The 24,705-nt window shown below is 40.1% G+C and carries 24 protein-coding genes and 3 pseudogenes; 1 reads left to right on the top strand and 26 read right to left on the bottom strand.

Going from position 1 to position 24,705, the window contains the following annotated elements:
* Window positions 1-93 precede the first annotated feature (93 nt).
* The 6 genes and pseudogenes from NSA57_RS17065 to NSA57_RS20045 form a co-directional block, all read right to left on the bottom strand.
* Window positions 94-765: a hypothetical protein gene (locus NSA57_RS17065; RefSeq protein WP_257465549.1), complete on the bottom strand. Its 672-nt coding sequence runs from the start codon at window positions 763-765 to the stop codon at window positions 94-96.
* A 55-nt stretch (window positions 766-820) separates the two neighbouring features.
* Complete coding sequence (locus tag NSA57_RS17060) at window positions 821-3,940, bottom strand: alpha-mannosidase (RefSeq protein WP_257465551.1); 3,120 nt, start codon at window positions 3,938-3,940, stop codon at window positions 821-823.
* A 165-nt stretch (window positions 3,941-4,105) separates the two neighbouring features.
* On the bottom strand, window positions 4,106-5,395 hold the full coding sequence (locus NSA57_RS17055; protein WP_257465548.1) for a glycoside hydrolase family 125 protein: 1,290 nt from the start codon (window positions 5,393-5,395) through the stop codon (window positions 4,106-4,108).
* Between the two features lie 197 nt (window positions 5,396-5,592).
* A pseudogene (locus tag NSA57_RS17050) lies at window positions 5,593-5,808 on the bottom strand (tyrosine-type recombinase/integrase); the annotation flags it as partial.
* A gap of 11 nt (window positions 5,809-5,819) precedes the next feature.
* Window positions 5,820-5,984, bottom strand: a complete 165-nt coding sequence (locus NSA57_RS17045) for a DUF6462 family protein (RefSeq protein WP_257465550.1) — start codon at window positions 5,982-5,984, stop codon at window positions 5,820-5,822.
* Between the two features lie 21 nt (window positions 5,985-6,005).
* Window positions 6,006-6,872: a Y-family DNA polymerase gene (locus tag NSA57_RS20045; RefSeq protein WP_306814143.1), complete on the bottom strand. Its 867-nt coding sequence runs from the start codon at window positions 6,870-6,872 to the stop codon at window positions 6,006-6,008.
* Between the two features lie 7 nt (window positions 6,873-6,879).
* Between NSA57_RS20045 and NSA57_RS17035 the strand changes: the two genes are divergently transcribed.
* On the top strand, window positions 6,880-7,272 hold the full coding sequence (locus tag NSA57_RS17035) for a S24 family peptidase (protein WP_257465547.1): 393 nt from the start codon (window positions 6,880-6,882) through the stop codon (window positions 7,270-7,272).
* A 344-nt stretch (window positions 7,273-7,616) separates the two neighbouring features.
* Here NSA57_RS17035 and NSA57_RS17030 read toward each other — a convergent pair whose 3' ends face one another.
* The 20 genes and pseudogenes from NSA57_RS17030 to NSA57_RS16935 form a co-directional block, all read right to left on the bottom strand.
* Entirely contained in the window at window positions 7,617-9,329 is a 1,713-nt protein-coding gene (locus NSA57_RS17030; RefSeq protein WP_257465546.1) for an IS1096 element passenger TnpR family protein, read from the bottom strand.
* Between the two features lie 164 nt (window positions 9,330-9,493).
* Complete coding sequence (locus tag NSA57_RS17025; RefSeq protein ID WP_257465545.1) at window positions 9,494-9,814, bottom strand: hypothetical protein; 321 nt, start codon at window positions 9,812-9,814, stop codon at window positions 9,494-9,496.
* Window positions 9,815-9,832: 18 nt separating this feature from the next.
* Complete coding sequence (locus NSA57_RS17020) at window positions 9,833-10,816, bottom strand: helix-turn-helix transcriptional regulator (RefSeq protein WP_257465544.1); 984 nt, start codon at window positions 10,814-10,816, stop codon at window positions 9,833-9,835.
* 38 nt (window positions 10,817-10,854) lie between these two features.
* On the bottom strand, window positions 10,855-12,030 hold the full coding sequence (locus NSA57_RS17015) for an HNH endonuclease domain-containing protein (protein ID WP_257465543.1): 1,176 nt from the start codon (window positions 12,028-12,030) through the stop codon (window positions 10,855-10,857).
* A pseudogene (locus NSA57_RS19835) lies at window positions 11,991-12,592 on the bottom strand (class I SAM-dependent methyltransferase). The gene NSA57_RS17015 and the pseudogene NSA57_RS19835 overlap by 40 nt, the downstream one beginning before the upstream one ends.
* A gap of 63 nt (window positions 12,593-12,655) precedes the next feature.
* The gene (locus NSA57_RS17005; RefSeq protein WP_257465542.1) at window positions 12,656-12,868 is read right to left on the bottom strand and encodes a hypothetical protein; all 213 of its coding nucleotides are present in this window, start codon (window positions 12,866-12,868) and stop codon (window positions 12,656-12,658) included.
* A 24-nt stretch (window positions 12,869-12,892) separates the two neighbouring features.
* Window positions 12,893-13,153 (bottom strand): hypothetical protein, encoded by a 261-nt coding sequence (locus NSA57_RS17000; protein WP_257465541.1) that lies wholly within the window; start codon window positions 13,151-13,153, stop codon window positions 12,893-12,895.
* 265 nt (window positions 13,154-13,418) lie between these two features.
* The gene (locus NSA57_RS16995) at window positions 13,419-14,903 is read right to left on the bottom strand and encodes a DUF8370 family protein (protein ID WP_257465540.1); all 1,485 of its coding nucleotides are present in this window, start codon (window positions 14,901-14,903) and stop codon (window positions 13,419-13,421) included.
* Between the two features lie 15 nt (window positions 14,904-14,918).
* The gene (locus NSA57_RS16990) at window positions 14,919-15,620 is read right to left on the bottom strand and encodes an RloB family protein (RefSeq protein ID WP_257465539.1); all 702 of its coding nucleotides are present in this window, start codon (window positions 15,618-15,620) and stop codon (window positions 14,919-14,921) included.
* Window positions 15,613-16,854, bottom strand: a complete 1,242-nt coding sequence (locus tag NSA57_RS16985; protein WP_257465538.1) for an AAA family ATPase — start codon at window positions 16,852-16,854, stop codon at window positions 15,613-15,615. The genes NSA57_RS16990 and NSA57_RS16985 overlap by 8 nt, the downstream gene beginning before the upstream one ends.
* Before the next feature lie 252 nt (window positions 16,855-17,106).
* On the bottom strand, window positions 17,107-18,504 hold the full coding sequence (locus tag NSA57_RS16980) for a tyrosine-type recombinase/integrase (RefSeq protein WP_257465537.1): 1,398 nt from the start codon (window positions 18,502-18,504) through the stop codon (window positions 17,107-17,109).
* Between the two features lies 1 nt (window position 18,505).
* Entirely contained in the window at window positions 18,506-19,465 is a 960-nt protein-coding gene (locus NSA57_RS16975; protein WP_257465536.1) for a helix-turn-helix domain-containing protein, read from the bottom strand.
* 95 nt (window positions 19,466-19,560) lie between these two features.
* Window positions 19,561-19,737: a helix-turn-helix domain-containing protein gene (locus NSA57_RS16970; RefSeq protein ID WP_257465535.1), complete on the bottom strand. Its 177-nt coding sequence runs from the start codon at window positions 19,735-19,737 to the stop codon at window positions 19,561-19,563.
* Between the two features lie 87 nt (window positions 19,738-19,824).
* The gene (locus NSA57_RS16965; protein WP_257465534.1) at window positions 19,825-20,376 is read right to left on the bottom strand and encodes a sigma-70 family RNA polymerase sigma factor; all 552 of its coding nucleotides are present in this window, start codon (window positions 20,374-20,376) and stop codon (window positions 19,825-19,827) included.
* A 364-nt stretch (window positions 20,377-20,740) separates the two neighbouring features.
* Complete coding sequence (locus NSA57_RS16960) at window positions 20,741-21,724, bottom strand: ATP-binding cassette domain-containing protein (RefSeq protein ID WP_257465533.1); 984 nt, start codon at window positions 21,722-21,724, stop codon at window positions 20,741-20,743.
* Window positions 21,725-21,729: 5 nt separating this feature from the next.
* The gene (locus tag NSA57_RS16955; protein ID WP_257465532.1) at window positions 21,730-22,188 is read right to left on the bottom strand and encodes a DUF4869 domain-containing protein; all 459 of its coding nucleotides are present in this window, start codon (window positions 22,186-22,188) and stop codon (window positions 21,730-21,732) included.
* A 521-nt stretch (window positions 22,189-22,709) separates the two neighbouring features.
* Window positions 22,710-22,976 (bottom strand): helix-turn-helix domain-containing protein, encoded by a 267-nt coding sequence (locus NSA57_RS16950; protein WP_257465531.1) that lies wholly within the window; start codon window positions 22,974-22,976, stop codon window positions 22,710-22,712.
* Window positions 22,977-23,560: 584 nt separating this feature from the next.
* Window positions 23,561-23,797 (bottom strand): hypothetical protein, encoded by a 237-nt coding sequence (locus tag NSA57_RS16945; protein ID WP_257465530.1) that lies wholly within the window; start codon window positions 23,795-23,797, stop codon window positions 23,561-23,563.
* A gap of 47 nt (window positions 23,798-23,844) precedes the next feature.
* The gene (locus tag NSA57_RS16940; protein WP_257465529.1) at window positions 23,845-24,279 is read right to left on the bottom strand and encodes a hypothetical protein; all 435 of its coding nucleotides are present in this window, start codon (window positions 24,277-24,279) and stop codon (window positions 23,845-23,847) included.
* Window positions 24,280-24,344: 65 nt separating this feature from the next.
* A pseudogene (locus NSA57_RS16935) lies at window positions 24,345-24,599 on the bottom strand (DUF1653 domain-containing protein); the annotation flags it as partial.
* Window positions 24,600-24,705 lie beyond the last annotated feature (106 nt).

Here is a 24,705-nt window from a genome sequence, read left to right as displayed (position 1 = left end):
CAGAGCAGTTCCGATTTATTGCAGAACTGCTCTTTTTGTCAACTCTGAATCTGATACTTTCCTAATGAATTATATCACAAAAAGAGAGCGCAGTCAGCGGCTCTCTTCTATGACCCTCATCACTCTCTGATTCATAAACACAACCATAAATCCATAAATGCTTGCGATAAACAGGATAAAGGTTCCCGGCTGGATTTCAAGCAATATAAGGATAATAACCATCATGGCTGTATTTCCAAGAGTAATCACAGGTCTTGTAAATTCCAGGATTGCAGCTCCCCTGAAAATATCCTTTACCTTCATTTCATATCGGGAAGCCAGAAGGTAAAGATCCGGCGTCATGATAACTACGCCAAGAAACAAAAGGAAAAATAAAATTGTCAGCGGCAGGACCGGCACCTGAAGAGAAAAGAACTCCACATTTGTCCAGAACATCCAGATAAGGAACAGCTGGATTCCTGCAATTCCCATTTTTCTGCCCCAGGAATCTGTATATCCTGCCTTGTAGTCCTTCCATGCAGTTGTATCAGTTTTGTGTAAAACTCTGTTCATGGCAAAAAACACTGCACTTAAAGCCGGTCCTGCAAACACTGCGCATATCAGGAAAAGAGGGAGGTAAGTGCGCACCTGGCTGATTCCCACAAAAAGGAAAAACAGCAGAACAGGAATGTTTGACACCAGAAAGAAGAAATTTATTTTTAAAAAATATAATATCCTCTCACATGCGCCGAGTATTTTTTCAATCTGAAAAATTTCGCTGAACACAACACTTCCTCCTTCATTATCCTCTTTTTCTTTTGATACTGACTTTTATTGCTCCTTACTCTCCGATCTGAAACAGAACAGTCTTGATCTCGTAAGGATGCAGCTCAAGCTTCACTTCATCATTTCTGAATTCTTCCACAGGTCTTTCCATAAGATCACTTTCCGCCCATTTCTCATATGCGAAGGATGGGGAAACGCAGACTTTCTGTTTTGCTCCTGCAAAATCATGGAAACGTACAACCAGATATTTTCCATCCTCAGATTTCTTAACCGCATCTACTTCTACCTGAGTATTATCCAGTTTAAAGAAGCTTTCAGCGCTTCTGTCCTCACCTTTTACCACATCGGCAGGATTGTTCAGTCTGTAGGCAGTCTCCACAACCTGTCCTTCCACAAAGTCTCCCTTATGAGGAAGCAGAGAATATGTAAACTCATGTCTTCCCACATCCTGGATATGGTCTGGCTGCAGGCCGGATCTCAGAAGGGAAATTCTCATAATGTTATCTTTTACATCATAGCCGTATTTACAGTCATTGAGAAGAGCAACTCCATAGTCTCTCTCTGAAAGATCTGCGAAACGGTGTCCTACAGATTCAAATCTTGCCTGATCCCAGCTTGTGTTCCAGTGGTTCGGACGGCGTACATTTCCGTACTGAATATCATAGGTTGCAAAAGTGCTTCTGATATCCACACAGAAGGCTGCTTTCAGAAGCTGCTGTCTTTCGTGGAAATCAACATCTGTCTTAAAGTCAATTCTTCTGTCTGTGCTGTACAGGATCATATCCTGTCCGATCACAGTATTCATATATTTCCATTCCATATGGATCACAAGACGAAGAGGACCGCACTGTGTTACCTCAAAGCTTGTAAGATCTGTGATCTCACGCATTTTCTGCTGATAGAAAATATCAATATCCCATGCATCGTTGTCGATAGGCTTGTCCTCAAACATCTGAAGAACGTTTCCGCGCTGTCCCTGTACGAGAACTTCTCTTTCCTGCCCTTTGTCATACAGTCTTGTAATCTGACCGTAATCATTAAGGGAAATGGAATAGAACGGTGTTTCAATATTCTTTCCGTTTACAGCAAACGCTGTATTCTTTTCCTGATCTTCTCCGTCTTTAAAGAAGATCACCTTATGTCCCATTGCAGGGATATCTGTCACATGTACGTATCTGGTTCCCTCTGCCTGCTGTACAGTAAGAATATTTCCGTTTTCATCTGTACAGATACCGGATTTTTCCTCCGGAATTTCTACAATGTCATCCATGGTCCAGCCTGAAGCATTGTATACAGTAAAGCAGTTGTCCTTTGCTTCTGTCATTGCTTCTTCTGCCTCAGCTGCAACCTCTTCTCCGATCTTTCTTACTTTCTCATAATCTCTTCTGGAATCCTCATATACCTCATGGATAGAAGAGCCCGGAATAATATCATGGAACTGGTTTGTCAGGATCATCTTCCAGCCTTCTGTCAGTTTTTCCTGCTGCGCCTCGCCCAGGTTTCCTTCTCTGAGAGCCTTCATAGCTGTCAGCCACTCTGCCTTACGGTAAAGAAGCTCCATTTTTCTGTTCATTCTCTTGTTATAGCCCTGGCTGGTATAAGTTCCTCTGTGATACTCCAGATAAAGCTCTCCATCCCAGGTATGAACATACTGATCCGTATTTTTTACAGTTTCCTTGAGATTTCTGAAATACTCTCCTGCAGTTCCGGTTTTCAGGTTCGGAAGTCCCGGAATCTTGTCGATCCTTCTTCTTGCTTCAAGAAGATCACGGTTTACACCGCCGCCGCCGTCTCCATATCCATAGGAGATCAGAAGATCCTTGTTCATCTCTTTTTCACTGTAGGCATCCCACACGCCCTTGACAGTTTTTGCAGTGAGAAGTCCGTTATAGGTATAGAACCAGGAGCCAGGCTCATTCCACGGTTCAGGAGTGGTAATAAAGTGGGTAAGAACCTCTGTTCCATCCATTCCCTTCCAGTTAAAGGTGTCATGAGGCATACGGTTAAACTGATTCCAGCTGATCTTCGTTGTCATAAACATATCAATGCCTGATTTTTTCAGGATCTGAGGAAGGGCCCATGAATATCCGAATACGTCCGGAAGCCACAGATACTCAACGTCTTTTCCAAATTCTTCTTTCAGGAATCTGCTGCCGATCAGAATCTGTCGTGTGAGAGACTCTCCACTTGTAAGGTTGCAGTCCGCCTCTACCCACATACCTCCGTCAGCTTCCCAGCGTCCTTCTTTTACCCGTTTTTTGATCTCCTCATAAATTTCCGGGAAATCTTCTTTTATGTAAGCGTAAAGCTGGGGCTGTGTCTGAAGGAAAATATATTCCGGGAACATTTCCATCATTCTCAGTACAGTGGAGAAAGAACGGGATGCTTTTTCATGAGTGTGTTTTAATCTCCAGAGCCATGCCATATCAATATGGGTGTGACCTACGCAGGTTACATTCACAGAAGAATGTTTGCCCATATCATCGATTCTCTGATTCAGAAGATCATCTGCCTGATGTACGCTCTCATAAAAAGCATCGCTGCCCGGATAAGCCCAGTCAATGCAGTGGCAGGCCTTATCCAGAGCAATTCTCAGATCATATTTAACAGGGTCTCCATCCTCCAGATTTTTAACAGTATCCAGAATCAGATTTCCCATGTAATAAAAATCATCTGTTTTTTCATCCAGCCATGCAAGATCTGCCTGGCTGATCTTATGCTCCTGGCTTCTGGGAACTCCGCCGCCTTCCAGTCCTGACCACAGGCGGAAAGTAAGGCTGAAGGTTTTTCCATATAATTCTTCTGGGAAGAAAACCTCTTTATGGTTTACATCCACTCCCTGATACGGTTTCTCGTTAATGTAGCACATTGCCTCAAAACCACTGTTGTTTCCGGCTCCGGTATTTCCAAAGTCAAAAATACCGACAACTCTTTTTCCCTTCCATTCCTCCGGAATATGGATTTCTTTATGCATCCACAGGTAGCGGTCTCTTCCTGACCAGCAGTCTCCTGTATGGATTTTATCCCAGCCCTCAAAATCAACTGGAACTGTAGGATTTACCACACCCTGCTCGTCTTCGCATACTGCAAATTCTTTCAGATCCTGTGCGTCTCTATATCTGTAGTTCTTAATCTCTGAAATTCTTCTGTCCAGCTTTCTGTCAGTCAAAAACATGTCTTTCATAGGAACCCTCCTGCTTTTCCTTATTTCTGCTTTTATTGTACTCAATCTCAGTCAGGTGTACAATTTTCCATTTTCTATGTTTAGTGTACAAATTCAAGATATTGTCCTGTTCAAGAAAATCTGTCCGCTTTCTCTGTTTTTATGCCAACAGAATGTTTATTTTTTCAGCCTGTACCCAAACACATCCAGAAACAGTTCTGAATACATGGCATTTGCCCAGGAAAACCACTCTCTCGTATACCTGCTGTCGTCCTCGCAGCAGAAGCCTTCATGCATAACCTTTTTTCCGGCAGTTGTGTCTGCCATATTCTTTAATATCTCAATTTTTCTTTCCCTGGAGGCCTCTGTAAGCCCCTCTACTGCCATGGCAATATGCCAGATATAGTCTGAGGGTGTGTGAGGACTTCCGATTCCTGAAGCCTTCTTTCCTTTAAAATAATAAGGATTGGCGCTGCTTAAAAGAAATCTTCTGGTATTCTCCTTTGTCTCCTTTTCTGCCGGATATCCCAGATAATCCATTGCCAGAAGACTGGGCACATTGGCATCATCCATAAGGTTGTACATACCAAATCCATCTGTCTCATAGGCATAGATCATTCCAAATTCTTCTGTAAGAGTTTTTCCTTCTTTTTCTACAGCCCTGTAAACCTGCTCCTTCAGTCTTCCCGCCTCTTTTTCCAGCTCCGGATCCTTCCAGTATTCTCTTTCTATTTCTTCCAGATATCCCAGAACCACTACTGCAAACATATTGGATGGAATCAGATAGCCGTAAGTACAGGCATCATCGCTTGGGCGGAAACCTGACCAGATCAGACCTGTCCCTGATTTTACCAGAGCGCCTCTTCCGTCTCTGGAAAGCGTGTCCTGAAAATAGCTGTTCTGGCGTCGGAAACGATAGGACGAATTTTCTTCGTGATACTGTTCTGTATGGAAAATCTCCAGGATTCTTTTTGCACCCTTCTGAAAGCTCTCGTCAAACTGAGTAATACAGCCGGTATTTTTCCACAAAAGATATGCGAGCTGTATCGGGTAGCAGAGAGAGTCAATCTCAAACTTTCGCTCCCATACCCATGGATCCTGATCCGGATCGTCTTTTTCCCAGCAGGAGCCGTCAGGCTTTTCATTAAACGCATTGGCATATCCGTCTATACAGATATAAAAAAACTGCCGTCTCACCAGACCTGCGATCAGTTCTCTGATCTCCTCATTATTTTTTGCCGGAAAAATATACGGACGCAGCTGCGCTGCCGAATCTCTTAACCACATAGCCGGAATATCTCCGGTGATCACATGAGTGGTTCCGTCTTCCATTCTTCTGACTGTTGTATTCAGTGTATTATTATAACAGTTCTCAAAAATCTCCAGAAGCTCCGGAAAATCTGCGGCCTTTTCCCGGATTTCTCCCAGAAAATCCTTCAGTAAATCATTTGATCTGTTATCCTTCATATCAGAGTGTGCCTCCTCTACATCTTCTTTTATTTCTTTCCTAATTCTATCAGTCCCCCTCTTTCTTAAACAGTGTAATAACTATAGAAATCCCGTACAAATTCCATTTCCGTACCTGCCGGAATATGGTCGTCCACCATAAGAAAATGAAGTTTTTCTTCTCCTCATGATGAATCATTGTCAAATCATATTTGATGTCATTTGGTTATTTCTGTTGTCAGATGGAAGTCTTCATAAGCCCATCTTAAAATACATCCATTGTTCTGTTTCTTCTCCTCTGTCGCTTCTGCATAGATATCCATAGTGGTCTGAATATCCTTGTGCCCCATGATCCATTGGATTAGTTTCAGGTTAGTTTCTCTTTCACAAAGCCTTGTGCAAAAAATGTGTCTCAGATTGTGTGCCGAAAAGTCTCCAGATATTTTTAAAAGATTTCACAATTTACAAGAGCAACTTTATCAACCTTGTACACTGCTTTATCCTCTTTTGCCAATTTCTGAAATTTTGTCAATCCAATGCTGTAAAGTTGTGTACCTTCCTGATAACGGATAAATTTCTTGGCTATTTTCGTCAATAATTCTGTAATCAGTTGTGTGAACTTTAAATACCTTTAAATCTGTTTTGGACATTCTCCAAACTCTTCCGCTAAAACCTGCACCGTTCTCTTTCCTTTATGATTGTGGTCAACCTGGCCACATATTGTTTTCTTATTATCTCTTCGCAACACATCATATTTCATCTTATAAGCAAAGGCTTTTTCACTCGGTAAAATATATTCTCTCTGAAAGTTCGATTCCACCATTGCCACGACTGCTTCATCATCCTTCAACACTCGGATGATCACTGGAACCTTACGATATCCTAATTGCTTTGCTGCATATTTTCTTCGATGTCCAGATATAGTCGTGCTGTTTCCAATAGACTTAGTTAGAGCCGAATAGTTTTCCGGAGCTACCGGTGACTCATCCCATCCATTTGCAAATGAATGGATCACAAGTCCCATCTTACCAAGCTGCTTCATCAGGAAATCAGAATCCGTACATGCCAGATCACCGATGGTATGAATTCCATACTTCGACAAAGTCCTGTTGGTAGATCTTCCGACATAGAGAAGATCCGATACAGGCAGTTTCCAGATCAGACTCTTATAATTCTCACGATTGAATTCTGTAATCGCATCCGGCTTCTTGTAGTCACTGCCAGGCTTTGCATAAATCTTATTCCAGGAAATGCCCTCGCTGATCATAATACCAAGTTCCTTTTTGACTCTGCCACTGATCTCATTTGCAATCTTACGGCCATCACCTTTCAAGGAACTACTGTCAGAAACGTCCAGCCATGCTTCATCACAGCCATACGGTTCAATCTTATCCGTATACTCGCCGTAGATTTCCCGAAGCATCGAAGAGAACTTCAGATACAAATCCATTCGAGGAGGCACAAAGATCACATCAGGACAAGCCTGCCTGCTGATCAAAAGCGGAATGTATGTCCGGAAAAACCTGTCTACATCACGAACAGAACGCAAAGTATTTACAGAACCTGCTTCTGCCGGTACCGGCCTCTTTCTTGACTCTGATCAGTATGAAGAATTTGAAGTCGGTGATGATGTCCCCGCAGCCGCAGACTTCGGCATCCGCGTTTCCGACGTCAGCATGGAACCGGTCTATGTGAATAAACAGATCGTATGGGTTCATCAGCAGGATCAGCTGGAAAATGGCAATATCGGAATCTTCTATCTGAACGGTAACGCTTATATTAAAAAATATCAGAAGAACAAAGATAATGTTCAACTGATATCTCTCAACAAAAAATATGCTCCTATCCAGATCAAACCTGAAATGGAGCTTCGAACCTTCGGAAAAGTCGTAAAATAAACGTAAGGCTGGTGCCGGCACTGGAAATCACATCCATGACAGCATCAGCCTTCTCTTTTTTCTCTCACTCATACCAGAACACATCTTCCACAGGCTTATGGAAATATCTGGCGATACGAAACAGCACCTCATAAGATGCTGTCTTCTGCTTTCGCTCAATTCTTCCAATCGTGTCCGTACTGGTTTACACCAGCAAAGCCAGATGATCCTGTGTCAGTCCCTCCTCAGTACGAAGCTTTTTTTAATTCGTCTGGAACTCCATCACACTACATCACCATCCCGCTATTTTTTAGTCCGTCTGCTCCTAAAATGTAGCATAAAGCAATGTACAAAAATCCCGACAGCTACAGCATATTTTCCGGTTTTGGCATGCGTCCAGTCCATCCCAGACTCCTTGCCCATATTTTATAGCTTTTCTTCTCTTCCGGATCATCACCGTTAATCGTCTCAAGGAATTCGCAAAAACCTCCGACACCACCAACATCATCCACAAGACTCATTCCATCCCAGGCAATGCAGATTGGTTTTTCCTTACGCTGAATCTCTCTCAACTTGTCCAGGAACTCTCCGTCTATTTGCTGACCAAAGGCATCTACAAACAAAACTTTCTCGGGAACGAATCCATTTTTATCATGAAGCATATCGCCTTCTTCATCCCTGGCATAAACGGTTTTGTCGTACCAGGCATTGGTGCAGGTGATTTTAATCTCCCACCTGCCGCCATAGTCATATCGATAACACAATGCAGATAATGCCGGGATTGGTTCAGGATTATATTCAATACACAACATTTCCAATTCACGGTTCAGTTCCTCCATCTCCCGGAAATATGGAGCCATGTCGATCGTCGGATTTCCTTCTTTGTCAAAATGCGTTCCTGCCTCTTCAACGATCTGGTTCATACGGGCTGTCAGCTGTCTGTATTTTTTGATAATGTCCTTACGTTTTTTCTCAACTTGTTTCAGGGCGGCCTCTTTCTCCTGTTTCCATGAATCCCAATCTCCCTGTTCAGCCGGTGTTTTTAGTACAGTCCAAAGCATCGGGCGTTCCAGCATTTCCTCACACTGACCTTCCATGTAGACATTCCACGTTCTCTGATCTGTTGTTTTCTTCTGAATAGCAGGCCAAGCCTTTCGGAATCTGTCTACTTCAATCTGTGCAGGAATGTAATGCTCTCCCACGCCTTCATAGGAGTATGGTCCACAATACTTGGATTTCAGCCAGGTCTTAAAGCTTTCACCTTCCTCATAATCATCGTCCCAATATATATCTTCATAATTCTCACTTGGAAAACGAAAATACATACCAACCTGACGGGTCCACTCTTTTACCAATCCCCCATCTGTCATTTTTTTGAATTCATCCTCATATGGAACATAGCTATGAAGGTGGCTGTTTTGCCATCCAAAAGCTTTCATGATTGCATAATGAAGACCATGCAGTGTCATATTGCCCGGAACAATAAAATCTCTGGTAATTCCATCCTTCATTCTTCCGTATCTTCTAAGAACTTTCTTATGCTCCTCTGCGAAATATCCCAGATCCAATTCCAGATGAAGCTGCATTGCCATAGGAATCCGCTTCATCTCTGCTTCGATCATGTCCCAGAATTCTTTTTTCTCTTTCATTAATCGCTCTTTTTCTGCGTTTAATTCTTCAAGAAGGCGCCGCTGCTCCTGAATATCATCCTCTTTCTTTTTTGAACGTGCTTCTGTATTGGTAACCTGATTTTTAGCTGCCTGCTGCATCCGTTCTCTATATTCCTCGCTTCGAATCGCTTCGTTGCTTCTGTCTTCCCCGCCATACTGGCCACGGGAATAGGGCATATAAGACTGAACATTCTTCTCTGATATAACAAGCTCCTCTGCTATTTCACCTACACTTTTGCCCAGAGCAAACAACTCTGCAACCTGATTACTGGTTTTGCTGTGCCACAGTCCCTCAGTAATCAGAACTCTTCGTACTTTGATCGGATATGTCCCAAGCTCTTCTGCTGTCTTCTTTACAGAACCCGTCTCTTTATAACTATCAATAATCTGCTGATATAACTCATCCATATATCAGGACCTCCTTCATGTATCTTAGGTGGCCTACCTTTTATTTATGATATCAGTATACGCCAGATCAATTAATGTGTCAACCTTACCTTTTAGTCGTCAAACAAGAAATGCATTTTCAGGTTATATGAAGACCAGAAAATGCATATTTTACCACATTCACATTACCAGCGCTGCACCATGAATTTCACTCTCTCCTGCACGTCCTCACTAAAATCAGACAGATCCTCAAGACCAATCACCTCATCCTGAACCAACCGAACGAGATCGATCAGCATATCTGATTTGCTGACAGATAAAATAACGCCAGGCGCTTTGCGATCTTTTTTGATACGCTCTTCCAGTGCCCAGAATCGTTCAGAACCCTTCTTATCACAGGTCAGCAGCTCTACATATTCCTTGCATAAACGTTCCATATAACTTTCCTGCCAGCCAGGAAGTTTCTCACGGAACGATTTCCAATCACGTTTTGATACTTCAACCATAATCTCACCTATAACCGATCAATAATTCTCAAGCACATCCTGCAAATATGCCTTATATTCAGACTTCACATTATCCGGTCCCGTGATCTTCATTCCGGATCCAATACCAGTTACCCAACCAAAGAACTGCGGACTTACTGATACCAAAACTCTGGTTTTAAAGTGATCCTCTCCCTGCGGAATCAACCATACATCATGTCCAAAGCGATCGATGATAACACCGGCCAGTTCATTCTTGCATTCCAGTGTTACTTCTGCATCCACACCGCCGTACATTCCAAAGGTCTTCTTGGCAAATGCAGCCAGATCAAAGTTCTTAAAGGACTCTTCCCCTTTACGATCTGTCTCCAGGATCTCCGTATTCTGCATCTTATCTACACGATAATGCTTGATAATTCCAGCCGCTGCATCATAAGCTACCAGATAATAATTCTCATCATCCCAGGTCAGTGTCCACGGGCTGACAACATAGAATGCACCGTCTTTCTTCAGTTTCAGTTCTTTCTTAACAGTCCATTCTGCATAATGGAACTTAATTTCCTTATTCTCGTAAATTGCAGTATGAATGTAATCCACATTGTAATAAACAGTTTCATTCTCCGTCTTCGGACGGTTTACGATGAAAACATATTTGGAAAGCATTGCAGCATCCGTCCTGCAGCAGAGCTTCTCTAATTTTGTTATCAGTTCCCTGGATTTCTTCTCCGTGATAAACTTGGAGGACTGTACAGCATCCACCAGGAGCTTTAACTCCGGCAGTTCAAAATCTCTGGCACCGATATAATAGCCAGGATTTTTCCCCTTCTTCTGCTGAATATCCAGTCCGAATTTCTCAAGGATCTCCATCTCTGTATATATCGTTCTTCGATCCGTACGGATGCCATATTCCTGATCCAGAATCGTGCACAACTCCGATGCATTTAACATGTGTTCATCATCGGTACGTTCCAGCAGGATTTCCATCAGATATAACGTACGGAGCTTCTGATCAAAAGAAGCCATAGCACATCACCTCATATATTCTATCGTTTTACTTATTCTCATAAATTCCAGATTTCATATCCCTGTCGTCTGGCCGAATCATAGACCGGCTGCATGTTTTTCTGCAGGATATGATAGAATTCTTCCTTTGAATTTCCCGGTCTGTACAATTCCTGTCCTGCCCAAATAGAGTGCAGATTATCCCGATAGCAGTCTTCAAACAGCTTATGAAGACCTGCTCGCTCGTGGATCAGATTGTACATTCCGTACTGGTTTTCTGCGAACACCGCAAAGAACGGGTCCCATTTTGGAAGCTTGTTACTCTTCGACGAATTCAAAGAAGAATCCATCGGCATCAGATTCCAAAGCTCATCATTCATGACAAAAGACCATGGTATAAAATGATCAACATCATACTGCTTTGTGATAATCGGCTTACCCGTAAAGACATCGCATACTTCTCTTACTTCCAGAATGCCTTCCCAAAGTTTACGTACGTTATTCAGCTTTCGCATCTTCTCATCCATCGGAGCCAGCTTGTAGATCAGGCCCGGAACCTCCGGATTATTATTCTGCAGCCATTTTACTTTTTCGTATTGAATCCATCCCAAAATATTTACCATATTATCCTGAATCATGCGCATCCAATCCGGATTGAAATGAACTTCCTTTTTCAGTTTGCTGCTGTCTCCAAAGGTATACGGCAGTCGAATCATAGTGCTGTCGATTCTTCGGATATATTCAGTCAGTCTGCGGATACTTCCCCACGGCACTTCTTCTGAGCTTTTTGAGAAAAAACCTGCCAATGCCCGACCGGGAACCATATTGGTCAGCTGTCCCTTAGCAAGTTTCAGATCGGCATTGTGTTCTCTAATGGCATTCTTAATCTCTACTTTAGAAGCATTTGTCGGAAGGTCACTGAGTTCTGTCAGTTTAAGAACAGCACGTTCCAGACCATCTCTCACAAGGCCGTCCGCCTGGATGCCGCTAAGGTGAATATGAAATTCTCTTACGGAATACCAGGCATTGCAGATCATTTCATCAATGATTGCATCAAAGGTAGTATCCTGAATCCCCTTTGAAATAATATCCACGATTGCTTCCAGCCAGTAAAATTTATAACAGTAGGAAGGATCCTTCATCATCTGAGAAAAGCTCTCAATATCCAAGGTGTTATGGTATTCTCCATTGATATTTAACGTATATCCGATTTGCGGAGTATCAAATTGAGCCATTTCTCATCACCCCTTCCTGGTCTGACATCGTCAGTAATCCAGTAGTCTTCTATCGTAAGTTCCGGAATCTCTGCTATGAATTCCTTAAAGGAATCCTCAGTAAAATCTGTAAAATACCGGCCATTACACACACCTTCAAAATTACTGTATTTGAAGGAAGTGTAGATTACGCCGATACTTTTAAGCGCATCACTCATTTTTCGAATCACCAAAAGCAGCTCATTCTTTGGCAAATGCAAAATAGAGGAGCATGCCCATATGCCATCATAAGTGTCTATATCATCCAATTCCTGAAACAACATTTCTTGCACTTCAATGCCGGTAAGGTAAAAACACTGGCTCGTCTGCAAAGCTCAACTGAACCATCGGTCGCTGTAACCCGGCATCCTTTATCCAGGAAATATTTCGTGTCACGGCCGGAACCGCAACCGAAATCGAGGATAGCGGCTCCCTCATTCAACAAATGAAGGAATTTATCCTGAGCCAGATGCATATCAACATTCTGTGTATTCTCTATGAAACTTTCTGCATTAAGGTTGTAGTAATCAATTGTCTGGTCCATTTTCATACTTCCTTTCGCTCAGTGGTAACGATTCCCACGAAAGCCAACCAGGTCAGTCTTCTCTTATATTTTTTCTAATTTATTCTCTTCGTCAAAGTAGACCTTGTCACCTTCGTTGATATTGCGCTCATAGAGCATGGCATCTTCTGCTTTTACTGTCACCTCTTCACCTGAAGAAGTCATAAGTGTGACTACCGCCATGACAGGTGTATCTTCTGCTCGTTCTTCACATCCGAAGTCCAGGTCTTCGTCAATTCTTTTAACTGCATAAATCATAAAAAGTTATTCCTTTTTTCATATTTACGAAACCGCATTCTTCTTAGTTTCTACTATCGCCTGCAGTCTCCGATATGTATCAGCAGGCCTTTTTGCAAAATCGTCAATTGATTTCTTCTCAACAATTTTTCCACCTTTAATTGCTAAAATATTTCCGTCACTGAATACATACTTTACATCGCCATATTCAAATCCGATATTAGCATTATTTTGATTTATCTCAGCAGAGTTAACACTTCTCTTCAACTCTGAATAGAATCGATACTTCTCTTCCGATTCAATCAAAAGTTCCGGAACGAATTCGCTATGCTGCAGCAAGAACATATTCGTATAATCGCATGGAAAACCATGCTCTTTCGGTTCAATAGTCTTATCAAGAGTTTCCCAATTTCGAACAGTAAATCGATAATATGGTTCTTCCCCATTTGCATGTGTTAAAGGTACTTCCCTGATATTCTTTCGGCGAACAATAGTTGTTCTGAAAACCTCACCATAGTAACGAATGCCTGCATCAGTACCAAACTTATTTTTAGTCTGATACAGTGCTATATTAAAGTTTTACATTAGATGCAGACTCTTTATTATCATCTCTCGCATCAATTAATATGATATCTTCGCATGACACCAATTCCAGTTCATTTAATATTGCACATATTTTTTCATATTCTTTTTCTGAGAAAAACATTATTACCTTAATTGCTCGCTCTGTTTCTGAGGCTGCTTTATAAACTTCCACTTGTTTAGCCAAGTTCTGTTTTAATTTCGAATTTGATGCCAGTTTAAACTCAACTAACGTAGAATTTTTCTTTCCGTATGAAATTTTATAATCAACAGGCCCCCGTCCATTATTAACTTCCCTATTAACGTCTAAAGCCGACCCATACCAAACCAATCGATATATCACTTGCAAATCGGCTTCGCGTTTAATTGGTTTCCCTTTAGCGTAAAATAATTTATATCCATCTTGTTCTTCAATCACATGCTTCAGATAACCGACTCTTAGCTTTGCTTCATCATGCGCATCAGGAATTCTATGATAAAACTCTGTTTTTTCATTCAATAATGAAACTAATTGAGATATTTGATCATTAAACAACATCTCTACTTCTTCTACTTTTTCTTTACTAATGGATGTAGCTTCGGCTTCATTATCTTCCTTATATTTCATGTAATAATCTATAAGTTCTGGATGTTGTTTAATCAACCTAGTAGCAGTATCATTTTTTTCTGTCTGGCTTAATTCTTTTTTCTTCTTATGCAAAACTTCTCGAAAATATGTCTCAAGTTCAAATCGTAATGCATCGTCAGAAATGGCCGGTGCAATTTCTTGCAAATTTCGAATCATATCAATTCTATTTATAAAAGTATCATCTCTTGTAAGCATTGTCTTTGGTGTCAGCAACACATAATCATCTGCATAGCATGGCAAATAATATTTCTGTGCTTTCCAAGAAGTAGTTTCCCAATTAAAGCATACTCTGCCTACTGAAAATTCTTTGCACTGTTCCGGTCTCAAATACATTTTTGCGAAATTCTGTGTATATTCTAATAGATATTGTTTTGCAAAATTAGTTGTAAAGTCGCTAATTTTATCACGACCTACTCTTGGACTTATTAGACAAAGTTTCTCCATATGGTGACCTTTTGTTATTTTTTCTTTACCAAAATTTTTAAATATTGAATTCAAACCCTCATATAAGCTGTTCGCAAAATCATTCCCCATTCCACAACCATCATTGCCAGATAGGCTAAATCCAAGCCAAGTTTGTTTTACTTCAGAAAATGAAAACCATGCCTTTTTCATTCCAGATGTAAATTTCGATGCTTTTTCAGCCTGATCTTGCAAAAATAACAGATAATCAATCATTTCTTTGTGTATCTTTTGAAAATCCGGATTTTCACTATTAAATAACAAAAATGGATCTATAAATAATGGTAGGTCATTTATTAATGATATATTTATAGCACCATATTCCTCGATAATATCTTCATCGATTTCAAAAAAATCTGAAAAATAAACTTTTATATTTCCCAATTACTATTCCTTTCCTCAAAATAAAACTCGTACTTCCTCTGGCAAATATTTCGCTAGTTCCTCTACCAACTCATGCACCTTTGTTCCAGGTGCTATCTCTGCCGGTGTCTTTCCCTTCCCATTTTCTATAATCCGTCTTGCATATCGAATTGCCAGCTTTGGATTTCCATCATTCATCAGAATTTCAAATATGTTATCCATATTCTTCTCATACTTCCCAATTCCTAGCTCTTGAAATTTTTCATTTAAAAATTTTTTATACTCCGACCGATGGTTATTTGCTGTGTAATATGCAAAATGCAGCATGAACCAAAATTCGATACACTCGTTACTCCATGCTGCATAGTATTGAACATCCGGATTCTTTTGATTTAATACTTCTGCACGCTGGACTACTCCATTGACATCACTGGCCGGAAAGCTGTCTTTATCATAAACACACCATATCTGCCCTTTTGCAATCTTATTCTTACGCACATACTCTTCCGCTTTTCCGATTACTCGCATTGTCTCAGCCTGGCAACCTTCAATTTCTATTAAAACCATATCTCGATAAATAGGATTATCTTCGATATACCGTTTAAATCCTTCAAAATACTTAGGTTCCGTTGCTTGTCCCTCACAGAAAATGTAATAACGGAATTCTTTCTTTTCCAGATATTCCTGTCGACGTTTCTTTTTCCAATTGTCTTTCTCTTTTCTGCCTCTTTTAGCCATTCACCGTCCCCCAATCTATAATCTTTCTGAGATAAGGATCTGCGCCATATTTCCCTTCCAGATACTGTTTATCGTACTTGGCATCCTTGCGTACAGATTCACCTTTCTTATTTTTAAATTCTACAAGAGAATATAATTTTGAGTTCTGACGGTTTCCTTTTGCTACAAACCAGATTTCGTCTCTTCTGAACACTTCACTATTCATGGTTGACAGATCATGTGATGTAAAAATCAACTGTGCGCCCTTTTTATTCTTTTCCATATTACTGAACGTCATAATAAGGTATTTAAGTAATACCGGATGTATCTTTGCATCTAATTCGTCAATTACAAGCGTTGTTCCTCTCAATAAACTTTTTGCAATAAATGGAAGCAAGCCAAATAATTTCTTAGTTCCACTGGATTCATCAAACAAATTCAGCTCTGCTTCAAATTCATCTACTACATGTTTTGTAAATACTTCAATACTATCATTTTCCTTTTCTTCTACACGGAAATCTACGATATCTAAATCCATCTCCTGAATCATCTGAAGCATCAGTCTTTTTACGTCCTCTGACTTCGAAACGGCCATTCGCAATTCCTGCATAGGATTTCCATAATTCAAGAAATCAATTTCCTCAGCAAACCAATCAAGTACATCCTGCACCACTTCGTTTTTGCTATAGGTGATTCCAAGATACGATAACAGCGGTAATGTATCGGATAATTCATCACTGGTTTTCAATCTTGCAAATGCACCTTTCAAAATAATTTCATTTTCATCGCGTTCAAAAAGTGCCGATTTCCGCCCTGTTTCTAATTTTATACGATCTAATCTTTCGTATTCAACCACTTCTTTTTTAACAGTTAATTCATATCGATACTCTGCTAATTCTGTTCTGAAGAACAATTCAAATTCTGTTGGTTCATTCCTTATTCCTTCGTCAAAAGCAAACGGCTCTATCACAAGCTTTTTCATTTTCATTGCAGTCTCTTCGTTATTACTTGTAGCATATAATGGTCGCAACACTTTCATAACCAGGCTATGCAACGCTTCAAGAACGTTAGATTTTCCTCCACCATTCGGTCCGTATACCGCCGATACCGGTAAATATAATTCCTCATCTTTATCTTTTATAATTCTGTCTTCGTGCTCAGAAATGGCGGCAGCCTGCATGTCAAATGTTACCTCATCCCGTATACTTTTAAAATTTTTCACTGTAAATTGGCATAACATCTTATTTACCTCCATTTTTCAAAATTTCTTGCCTATATCCTTATTATATTCTATTTTTTGTTTTTTGCAATGATTTTATGAGATATAATCTCATATTTCATATTGTAATTTCTTTTTCTGTTATGTCTGGTGAATTGAAAAATTGGAATTAGACAGAAATTTTCTGATTTACATTATCTTATCAGTCCCCTCATCATCGAGAATTAGTGATAATGGTAGCCAACTTGGCTACCATTTCACCACATATAACAATTAAACTCGTTCTCTCTATTTTTTCTCCAGGGATTTGGCCAGGGTAGATAAAAGTGCTGCCATTTCCGGATTTGAAAGGACCTTGGCTAATAATTCCGCATCAACATCCGTTGGAAGCTCAACAGTCTTGCCGGCAGCATGGGCATGCATACTCGGATCCAGATCTTTTTTCTCGTAAAAAGCTTCTTCAAAGAGCTCTGCATTCTTCCTGCGGTCGTCATCAATAATATGAGAATACACATCCGTAACCATATTAATCTGTGAATGACCGGAGTCTCCCTGCACGGCCTTGATATCTCCGCCATTTAGCTTCAGCTTATAAGTGACACTTGTATGACGAAGGCTGTGAAACACAACCGGTGGAAGATTATGCTCTTTGATCAGATCATTCAGGGCCTTACGAATAGAAGAAGTCCCTACTGGCAGACCAAACGGAGTTGCCATCACCAAGTTATAATCCATATATTCCTCTCCCAGTGTTTCCTTGATCTTATCCTGGCCTTTCTTCCATTCTACCAGCATTTCCGCTACTGATTTTGGAAGAAATACTTTACGGATACTGCTCTCTGTCTTCGGAAGTTTCAGTACACGTACAGTTTTGTTCTTTCTGCTCTCCTCCGGAAATACCAGAATCACATCTTTTCCATGCAGTTCCTGAATCGCTGCTTTATCTACCCTTTGTACTTCCTTATCGATATAGATGAATGCACGGCCTTCCTCAATCGCCTCATCAGAGATATCAACGCAATCCCAGGTGAGTCCGAGCATTTCTCCCATACGCATGGAACAGGAAAATGCCAAATTTAGTGCCAGCTTCAAGCGCTCATCCTCACAAACTTCCAGTGCATGCATCAGCGTTTCTGCTGTCCAGATCTCACGCTTTGCGCTCTTGTACTTTGGAACAGTTGCATAGATTGCCGGATTTTTCGGCATCAGTTCCCATTTTACCGCCTGTTGAAAACAGCTCCGAAGCAGTTTATGGATATCCCGGATCGTTGCCGGTGACACATACTCTGACTGCCGTTTTCCGGTGGCCGGATTGACCACAGCCGGAGTTCTGAGCAATCGCTGATAATACTTTTCGATAAACCTGGTATTGATATTTTCAAGCTTATCCCCGCCAATGATCGGAACGATATAATTATTGATCATGCTCACATTTGAAGAATATGTAGACAAGGCCCAGGCCTCTTTTCCGTATAAAGTAATATACTCCTCCATCAATTCCTTTACGGTCTTACAATGAGGCACAACCATTTGCCCCACATCTGCACGATATTCGATTTCTTTTTTACGCTTCTTCGCTTCCTGCATGGTCTTATAGGTTTCCCATTTCTGCCTGCGCTTTCCTGTTTTATCCTTATAGCTGTAAACAACACAATATCTTCCATTTCTTTCTACTAATGATGCCATGTTAAACCTCCACTTTCTCTCTGCCTTGCAGCCAACCCTCAAACTCCTGCCTTGGAATTCGAATCGTTTTGCTGCTTTGTACTGCTTCTACTTTTCCTTTTTTAATCCATTTGTGCACGGTTGCCGGATTCACTCCTGCCAGAACTGCTGCCTCATTTACTGTCAGATAAACATCATTTCCTATATTCTTGCTATGACCATCTCGTTCTAGAACCGCTCTTCTATAAGCTTCAATCCTGCGATTATCTTCACCATTCACTGTCTCTGGCATTTCGTCCGATACGATATGATAATCATCCTGGTTGCCATACCATTCATAAAAACTCTTCTTTGTCACTCGTCTTCGACCATCAAACTCAATGGTTTTCAGAATCTCTGACTGATTCAGAAGACCATATACGGTAGATCTGGGAACACCTAATAAGCCGGCCATCTCCGGCATAGCCATGGAGCTTTCTACAATGTCACGAACTTTCTCCCGGTCCTCGGCATTTCGGTACCGTTTCTGACTTCGATACCATTTATCAAATGCTTTTTTCGGATATCTCCTCCAATAGTCCACTAAGATAAATTCCACACCGGCCTTTTTCATTTTTTCATAAACCAGGTTCTCAGATATCTGAAGCATCTCTGCAATATCCCGTGGTGAATAGGAACTTTTCTTCAGTTCCAGTCCTGGCTCTTCTCCTGTGACCTTATGGTATTTCACCTGATTGGCATACCACTTTTCAAAGCTTTCCAACTCTACACGCATTTTGCCAAGGATCACTTCTGTTTTGAAAAAGTTCTTGTGCACCATCCAGTATCGGTCTGTTTTCTTCAGCCCCAGAAGTCGTCCCATCTCTGGTACGGACATATATTTCTTTTCCGGAGGAGGCTGCCTTTTATATGCGCTCTGGCTTTCTATCTCTTTCACCAGTTCATGGAATTCCTCTTCCTTTGTCAATGGATTGTAATACAACTGTGACACCTCCTACATTACTAACATAACGCATCTGCAGAAAAAGCGTTAGGATGTCATCGTTTACACAAAACAAATCATCCAAAACGCTCTTTCTATTGATGCTGATCCAGCCACTCATCAAAGCTTTTCTTGGAAATACGGTACTTGCCACCGACCATCACCCAACTGAATTTCTTTTTCTTGAGCAGCTCATAAATACACTGTCTGCTTACACCCAAAATCTCCTGCAGTTCTGCTACTGAATAATATCTCTTGTCCATATCTGCCATCTCACTTTCTCTTGTTTATTCAATTTCTAAATACTAAAAACACAGAGAAAGTTTAGGCAAGGAAACAAAAAATCATAAAAATGTTGTTTATCCTTCCATGTACATGTTTCGCATCTTTCTGAGAATCGTATTAAGTCTCTGACTCAGTGCACCTTTTGTGACACCAAGAATTTCTGCCACATCCTTCTGTTTCATATCATCAAAATAAATAGATTTAATGATGAACTGTTCCTGAAGGCTAAGCTTGTCGATCTTTTCATGAAGAATTCTGCTCTCCTCTTTCAGGATCATCATTTCTTCCATACTCATCTGTGTATCATCTGCCATATCGGCAATAGACAACCCATCGCTGTTTGCACTGAAAGCGCAATCCAGGATTTCACATCTCTTGGTTTTACGTTTCCATTTCTTATCTTTCTGATCCGCAGGCTCCTCTTTCTCTTGTTTATTTTCCAGATCCTGAAAATCTTCCATCTGATCATCTTCTTCTGACTCCGGTGCCCACTTACGGCTACGATAAATTTCATTTCGATACTCGGCAAACATTGCCATTGCTACTTCCTTGGAAATCTCATAGAATACTCCATCAATCTTTGCATAATATTTTCCTTCGTATTTGTATGGATGCTGTACGTACATCTTCTTTTCCTCCTGAATTTGAAATCTTGTTTTCTGTTTCAAATCCAGGGGCGGAGGTGCACGTGATCCGCTGATGCATCTGATCATGCCTGATTCCCTTCCCAATCACGCGGTCATAGACAGACCCGTGGCTTTGGCTGGAAATCATTGATTTTCAGGCATCAAAAAAAGCCCCATTGGGTGTTTAACCCAATAGAGCTTTGAAAAATTTTATTAAGTTGTCCTGCTGATCTTTTACTTCCAGCATAATCATTGTATCAGTCGGAAGTATCAGAGGTATCCCAAATACAGGCTATAAAGTATCAATTACGCTTCTTGGAGTATCATTATTTGAGACTTTGCAAAATAGTTTCTATGATAAACTTTACTTGTCATTTTCCCAGTCTACTAATTTCATAATTGCTTTTACCGCATTCACTATCCTTGGAGCAAAGTACGCCTTTGTAAGCCTTTTCTTCGAATATGCCCATATAAAATTCTTACTCGTACTTTCTATCAATAAATCTGTAAAATATCGTTCCCAACTGACATACTCTTTACTGTCAATGTATTCTTCCGGATTCTGAAGTACTGTTTCTACATTTACTTCCGGTATTTCCTTTGTTGAAAGTAACAGCCACTCAAAAGATTCTGGTGCATAGAGAACAATGTTTCCCTGTGTTTTGATACATTCACTGATGTCTTTCATCTCTGAACCAAATGCTGCTCCATCTACAATGACCAAAATTGTACCCTCTTCATTCTGGCTCTGTTCCAACTGTCTGATGATATTTGATTTCCCACCAGCAGAAAAACAGTTCACTCCCTTCTGTCTGGACATTTCATTAAAAAATTCAAATCCAGAATTGGAATCCTCTGTAATTACAAGTTTCGGATTGATATTCTTTTCTTCTGATATTTCACCATATAAATGATAGATCTCATTATATTTCTGTTTCGCATCATGAAATTTTCCAGATTTGCGAAATCCATATACTTCATTTACACTATATGGCAATGCTGGAAGTTTTTCTCTTGTAGCCAATACGAAGTAATTATCAGATCCCTGCACGAGCTGCGCAAACTTCTTTGAAATGAGGAAGCGGTTTCCTTCATCAATAAAAATAATGCTTCCCGTTGTTTCTTCTATCTGTCTTTCCCAATCCTCACTATCAATTACTTTACACGGACAATCGCAGGAAAGAAATACGCCACTGTCTGCACCGTATCTTCCATAATCATGTATAAGATCAATTAAAACGGTCTTACCAGATCCACTGTCACCAGTAATAACTGTAATATTCCTATGAATCACAAAATCATATTTCACTTTTCTGGATTCTACAATGATTCTATGTGAACCTTTCATAATCACTACTCCTGTTTCATTTCATTTAAATACTTATTTGCTATAGGAATAAGTTCCTTCATTGAATGAGCTGTTTCTCCTCCATTTTGAACTTTGATTTCAAATTTTATGTCTTTTCCAAAACTCATCATATGTCTGAGATTAATGGTGACATCTTTAATTCTGCCTATTTCTAATATCCATTTTGCACAGTTATCGCCACAGGTCGAGGCATTGAAAATCCGATCTGGTTCATTTAAAATCAACAACAATGTTTTCACTCCTCCTGACAGTCTTTCAGGAGGAATCTGTCCCAACACCGGACTGTTAATGCATTCACCACTTAATACTTCTGAATCATCAATATCTCTAATCATCTTTTTCGCCAGTTCTGCCTCAAGCCATTCTGGTTCATAGCTGTTTTTAAAATAAACATTTGTATTATAAATACTGTTTTTCACATCTCCATAAATAATACTCAGCATTTATAAGAGCCTCCTCTCAAAATACATTTCTTCCTATGACATGGTTTCGTTCCATGTTTATGTTCTCCATTATAAATGATTCCCGGCTTTTTTTGAAGTTTTTTAGCACTGGTACTTTTAGATAAAAATTTTTTCATTTTAAATAGCAAAAAGCTGTTCAATTATTGAAAATAAAAAAACATAAAAGTATAACAGATATAGAAGCAAATGATCATGCCTGATTCCCTTCCTAATCACGCAGTCATAGACAGACCCGTGGCTTTGGCTGGAAATCATTGATTTTCAGGCATCAAAAAAAGCCCCATTGGGTGTTTAACCCAATAGAGCTTTAAATAATTTTATTAAGTTGTCCTGCTGATCTTCTACTTCCAGCATAATCATTGTATCAGCTGGAAGTATCAAAGGTATACCAAATACAGGCTATAAAGTATCAATTACGTTTCTTGGAGTATCATTATTTGAGACTTTGCAAACCAGTACTGAAATCATCATATACTAAAATCATTTTTTGTTAACCGCCATTATTTAGACCTCCTTGGTGCGCGTTTTCTTGTGATTAGATTGAGATCCTGTAGCTGTCTGCCCATCTCGTCGTCCTTTGCAACAAGCAGAAGATCCTTATCCAGGTTATTTAAAGCATGCAGAACGGCAGCATATATACCCATAGCAACTGACGGCTCTCCTTTTTCAACCTTCCAAAGAGAGGCACGACTGATCCCGGCACGTTCAGCAACCAGTTCAGCGGATAAACTCCGTCTGAGTCTGGCAAGCTTAATCTGTTCTCCCATTGTCTGCAGGATTTCTTCTGTTCACGGTAATATATTATATTCTGCTTTCTTCATCTTTTTACATCTCCTTTTAGTGTTTACTATTATATACGTTATGCACTATTTTGTCGATTTTAGAAAGCATTATTTGTTTTACAATTTGTACGCAATCGTATTTTATTCAAATGGTAGTCAACTTGGCCACCTTTTCACTACATATAACACCCAAGCTCGTTCTCTCGATTATGAGCATACATGTATACTCGGATCTATATCTTTTTTGCAAATCATATCTTTCATAGCCATTATTACCTTAATCGCAACATCTAACTCCTGTTCAAATCCATAAGATCTCTCTTCAACGTAAAAAAGCTAAGCCCAAGTCTCAGCTTGGTCCCTCGTATAAGGCAAAATTAGTGTATAAGATTTCGTTTGAGATGAAATTCTGTACAGTTCTTTTATATGAAGAATGATGCGTCTCACATGCCACCAAGAATTTGCTGGAATATGCGATATCCAGATCCATACCAGTGGGATCCAATATCCGCAAAACAGTGCTGACCTGCACTGGAATATTTAATCGCAGAGACTAAGCTTTCATTTTTTCACCTTTCAGCCACTGTGCCGCCGCTTCCGACTCTCGTATTACCCACAAATAAAATTGTCGAATCAAATCTTCCGCCTTTATTATAGGCTTTACAGATTTCTTCAAGCATCGCCTTGTCTTTTTCTGGCATAGAAATCACATAGATCCATTCATGATGCTCTTCATCAAATGTGCAACGCACATCATATGGCGCTGCTACAGAATAATTAATTGGAGAATAGGGAAACATCCTCATAGGTGACCTCCACATACAGTTGTAAATATTTCATATATGCCTTAAGTCTATAATATATTATAATACACCGTTTCATTCTCTGTCTTCGGCCGGTTTACTATGAAGACATATCTGGAAAGCATTTCAGCATCTGTCTTACAGCAGAGCTTCTCCAGTTTCTGTATCAATTCTTTGGATTTCTTTTCCGTAATAAATTTTGAAGACTGAACCGCATCCACCAAAAGCTTCAGCTCCGGCAGTTCAAAATCCCTGGCACCAATATAATAGCCCGGACACTTGCCTTTCTTCTGCTGGATATCCAGTCCAAATTTATCAAGAATCTCCATCTCTGTATAAATTGTTCTTCGGTCCGTACTGATCCCATATTCCTGATCCAGAATCGTGCACAACTCCGATGCATTTAACATATGTTCATCATCGGTACGTTCCAGCAGGATTTCCATCAGATATAACGTACGGAGCTTCTGATCAAATAAAGCCATAGCACATCACCTCATAATTTCACATAGGTCTTGTCCTTCAATGTAATTCTCTTTTTCTACCCATATTATCTTGGCCAAAAATCTACCGGCACTACTTCAAATCTATATTTCTGCTTCGCATTCGGATACTTCTCCCGATCCACTTCACTGCAAAACATATCGTATGGTCTGGCACATGTTTTATAAGGCGGATACAATGCCTGATAAATCACCAGCTTCTCACCATTTTCTGTATGCTGCGCAAAAGCCAGAATCCGGTACAAGTACTCCGCTGTTTCCAGATTTACATTTTCCCGTTTAAAATGCTGGACTACATCACCAATATGAAATCTACATTCTTCCATTTCGAACTAGTATAACGAATATTAAATAATTGCTATATCAAACGGATGCCGCTTCCTCTTCACTGATTTCATCCATTTTATA

This window comes from Blautia caecimuris (assembly GCF_024622975.1).
GTDB lineage: Bacteria > Bacillota > Clostridia > Lachnospirales > Lachnospiraceae > Blautia_A > Blautia_A caecimuris.
The sequence above is the reverse complement of the archived record's forward strand: the minus strand, read 5'-3'. Positions and strand labels throughout refer to the sequence as shown.

Excerpts from the sequence above, each read along its gene's own strand:
- NSA57_RS16970 (WP_257465535.1), bottom strand. The coding sequence starts at position 19,737 with ATGGCAGATATGGACAAGAGATATTATTCAGTAGCAGAACTGCAGGAG.
- NSA57_RS17060 (WP_257465551.1), bottom strand. The coding sequence starts at position 3,940 with ATGTTTTTGACTGACAGAAAGCTGGACAGAAGAATTTCAGAGATTAAG.
- NSA57_RS17005 (WP_257465542.1), bottom strand. The coding sequence starts at position 12,868 with ATGATTTATGCAGTTAAAAGAATTGACGAAGACCTGGACTTCGGATGT.
- NSA57_RS17025 (WP_257465545.1), bottom strand. The coding sequence starts at position 9,814 with ATGGTTGAAGTATCAAAACGTGATTGGAAATCGTTCCGTGAGAAACTT.
- NSA57_RS17015 (WP_257465543.1), bottom strand. The coding sequence starts at position 12,030 with ATGGCTCAATTTGATACTCCGCAAATCGGATATACGTTAAATATCAAT.
- NSA57_RS16965 (WP_257465534.1), bottom strand. The coding sequence starts at position 20,376 with ATGTACGTACAGCATCCATACAAATACGAAGGAAAATATTATGCAAAG.
- NSA57_RS16940 (WP_257465529.1), bottom strand. The coding sequence starts at position 24,279 with ATGGCTTTATTTGATCAGAAGCTCCGTACGTTATATCTGATGGAAATC.
- NSA57_RS17030 (WP_257465546.1), bottom strand. The coding sequence starts at position 9,329 with ATGGATGAGTTATATCAGCAGATTATTGATAGTTATAAAGAGACGGGT.
- NSA57_RS17055 (WP_257465548.1), bottom strand. The coding sequence starts at position 5,395 with ATGAAGGATAACAGATCAAATGATTTACTGAAGGATTTTCTGGGAGAA.
- NSA57_RS17035 (WP_257465547.1), top strand. The coding sequence starts at position 6,880 with ATGTATGTCCGGAAAAACCTGTCTACATCACGAACAGAACGCAAAGTA.
- NSA57_RS16960 (WP_257465533.1), bottom strand. The coding sequence starts at position 21,724 with ATGAAAGGTTCACATAGAATCATTGTAGAATCCAGAAAAGTGAAATAT.
- NSA57_RS16955 (WP_257465532.1), bottom strand. The coding sequence starts at position 22,188 with ATGCTGAGTATTATTTATGGAGATGTGAAAAACAGTATTTATAATACA.
- NSA57_RS16980 (WP_257465537.1), bottom strand. The coding sequence starts at position 18,504 with ATGGCATCATTAGTAGAAAGAAATGGAAGATATTGTGTTGTTTACAGC.
- NSA57_RS16985 (WP_257465538.1), bottom strand. The coding sequence starts at position 16,854 with ATGGAGGTAAATAAGATGTTATGCCAATTTACAGTGAAAAATTTTAAA.
- NSA57_RS16950 (WP_257465531.1), bottom strand. The coding sequence starts at position 22,976 with ATGGGAGAACAGATTAAGCTTGCCAGACTCAGACGGAGTTTATCCGCT.
- NSA57_RS16945 (WP_257465530.1), bottom strand. The coding sequence starts at position 23,797 with ATGAGGATGTTTCCCTATTCTCCAATTAATTATTCTGTAGCAGCGCCA.
- NSA57_RS17020 (WP_257465544.1), bottom strand. The coding sequence starts at position 10,816 with ATGGCTTCTTTTGATCAGAAGCTCCGTACGTTATATCTGATGGAAATC.
- NSA57_RS16990 (WP_257465539.1), bottom strand. The coding sequence starts at position 15,620 with ATGGCTAAAAGAGGCAGAAAAGAGAAAGACAATTGGAAAAAGAAACGT.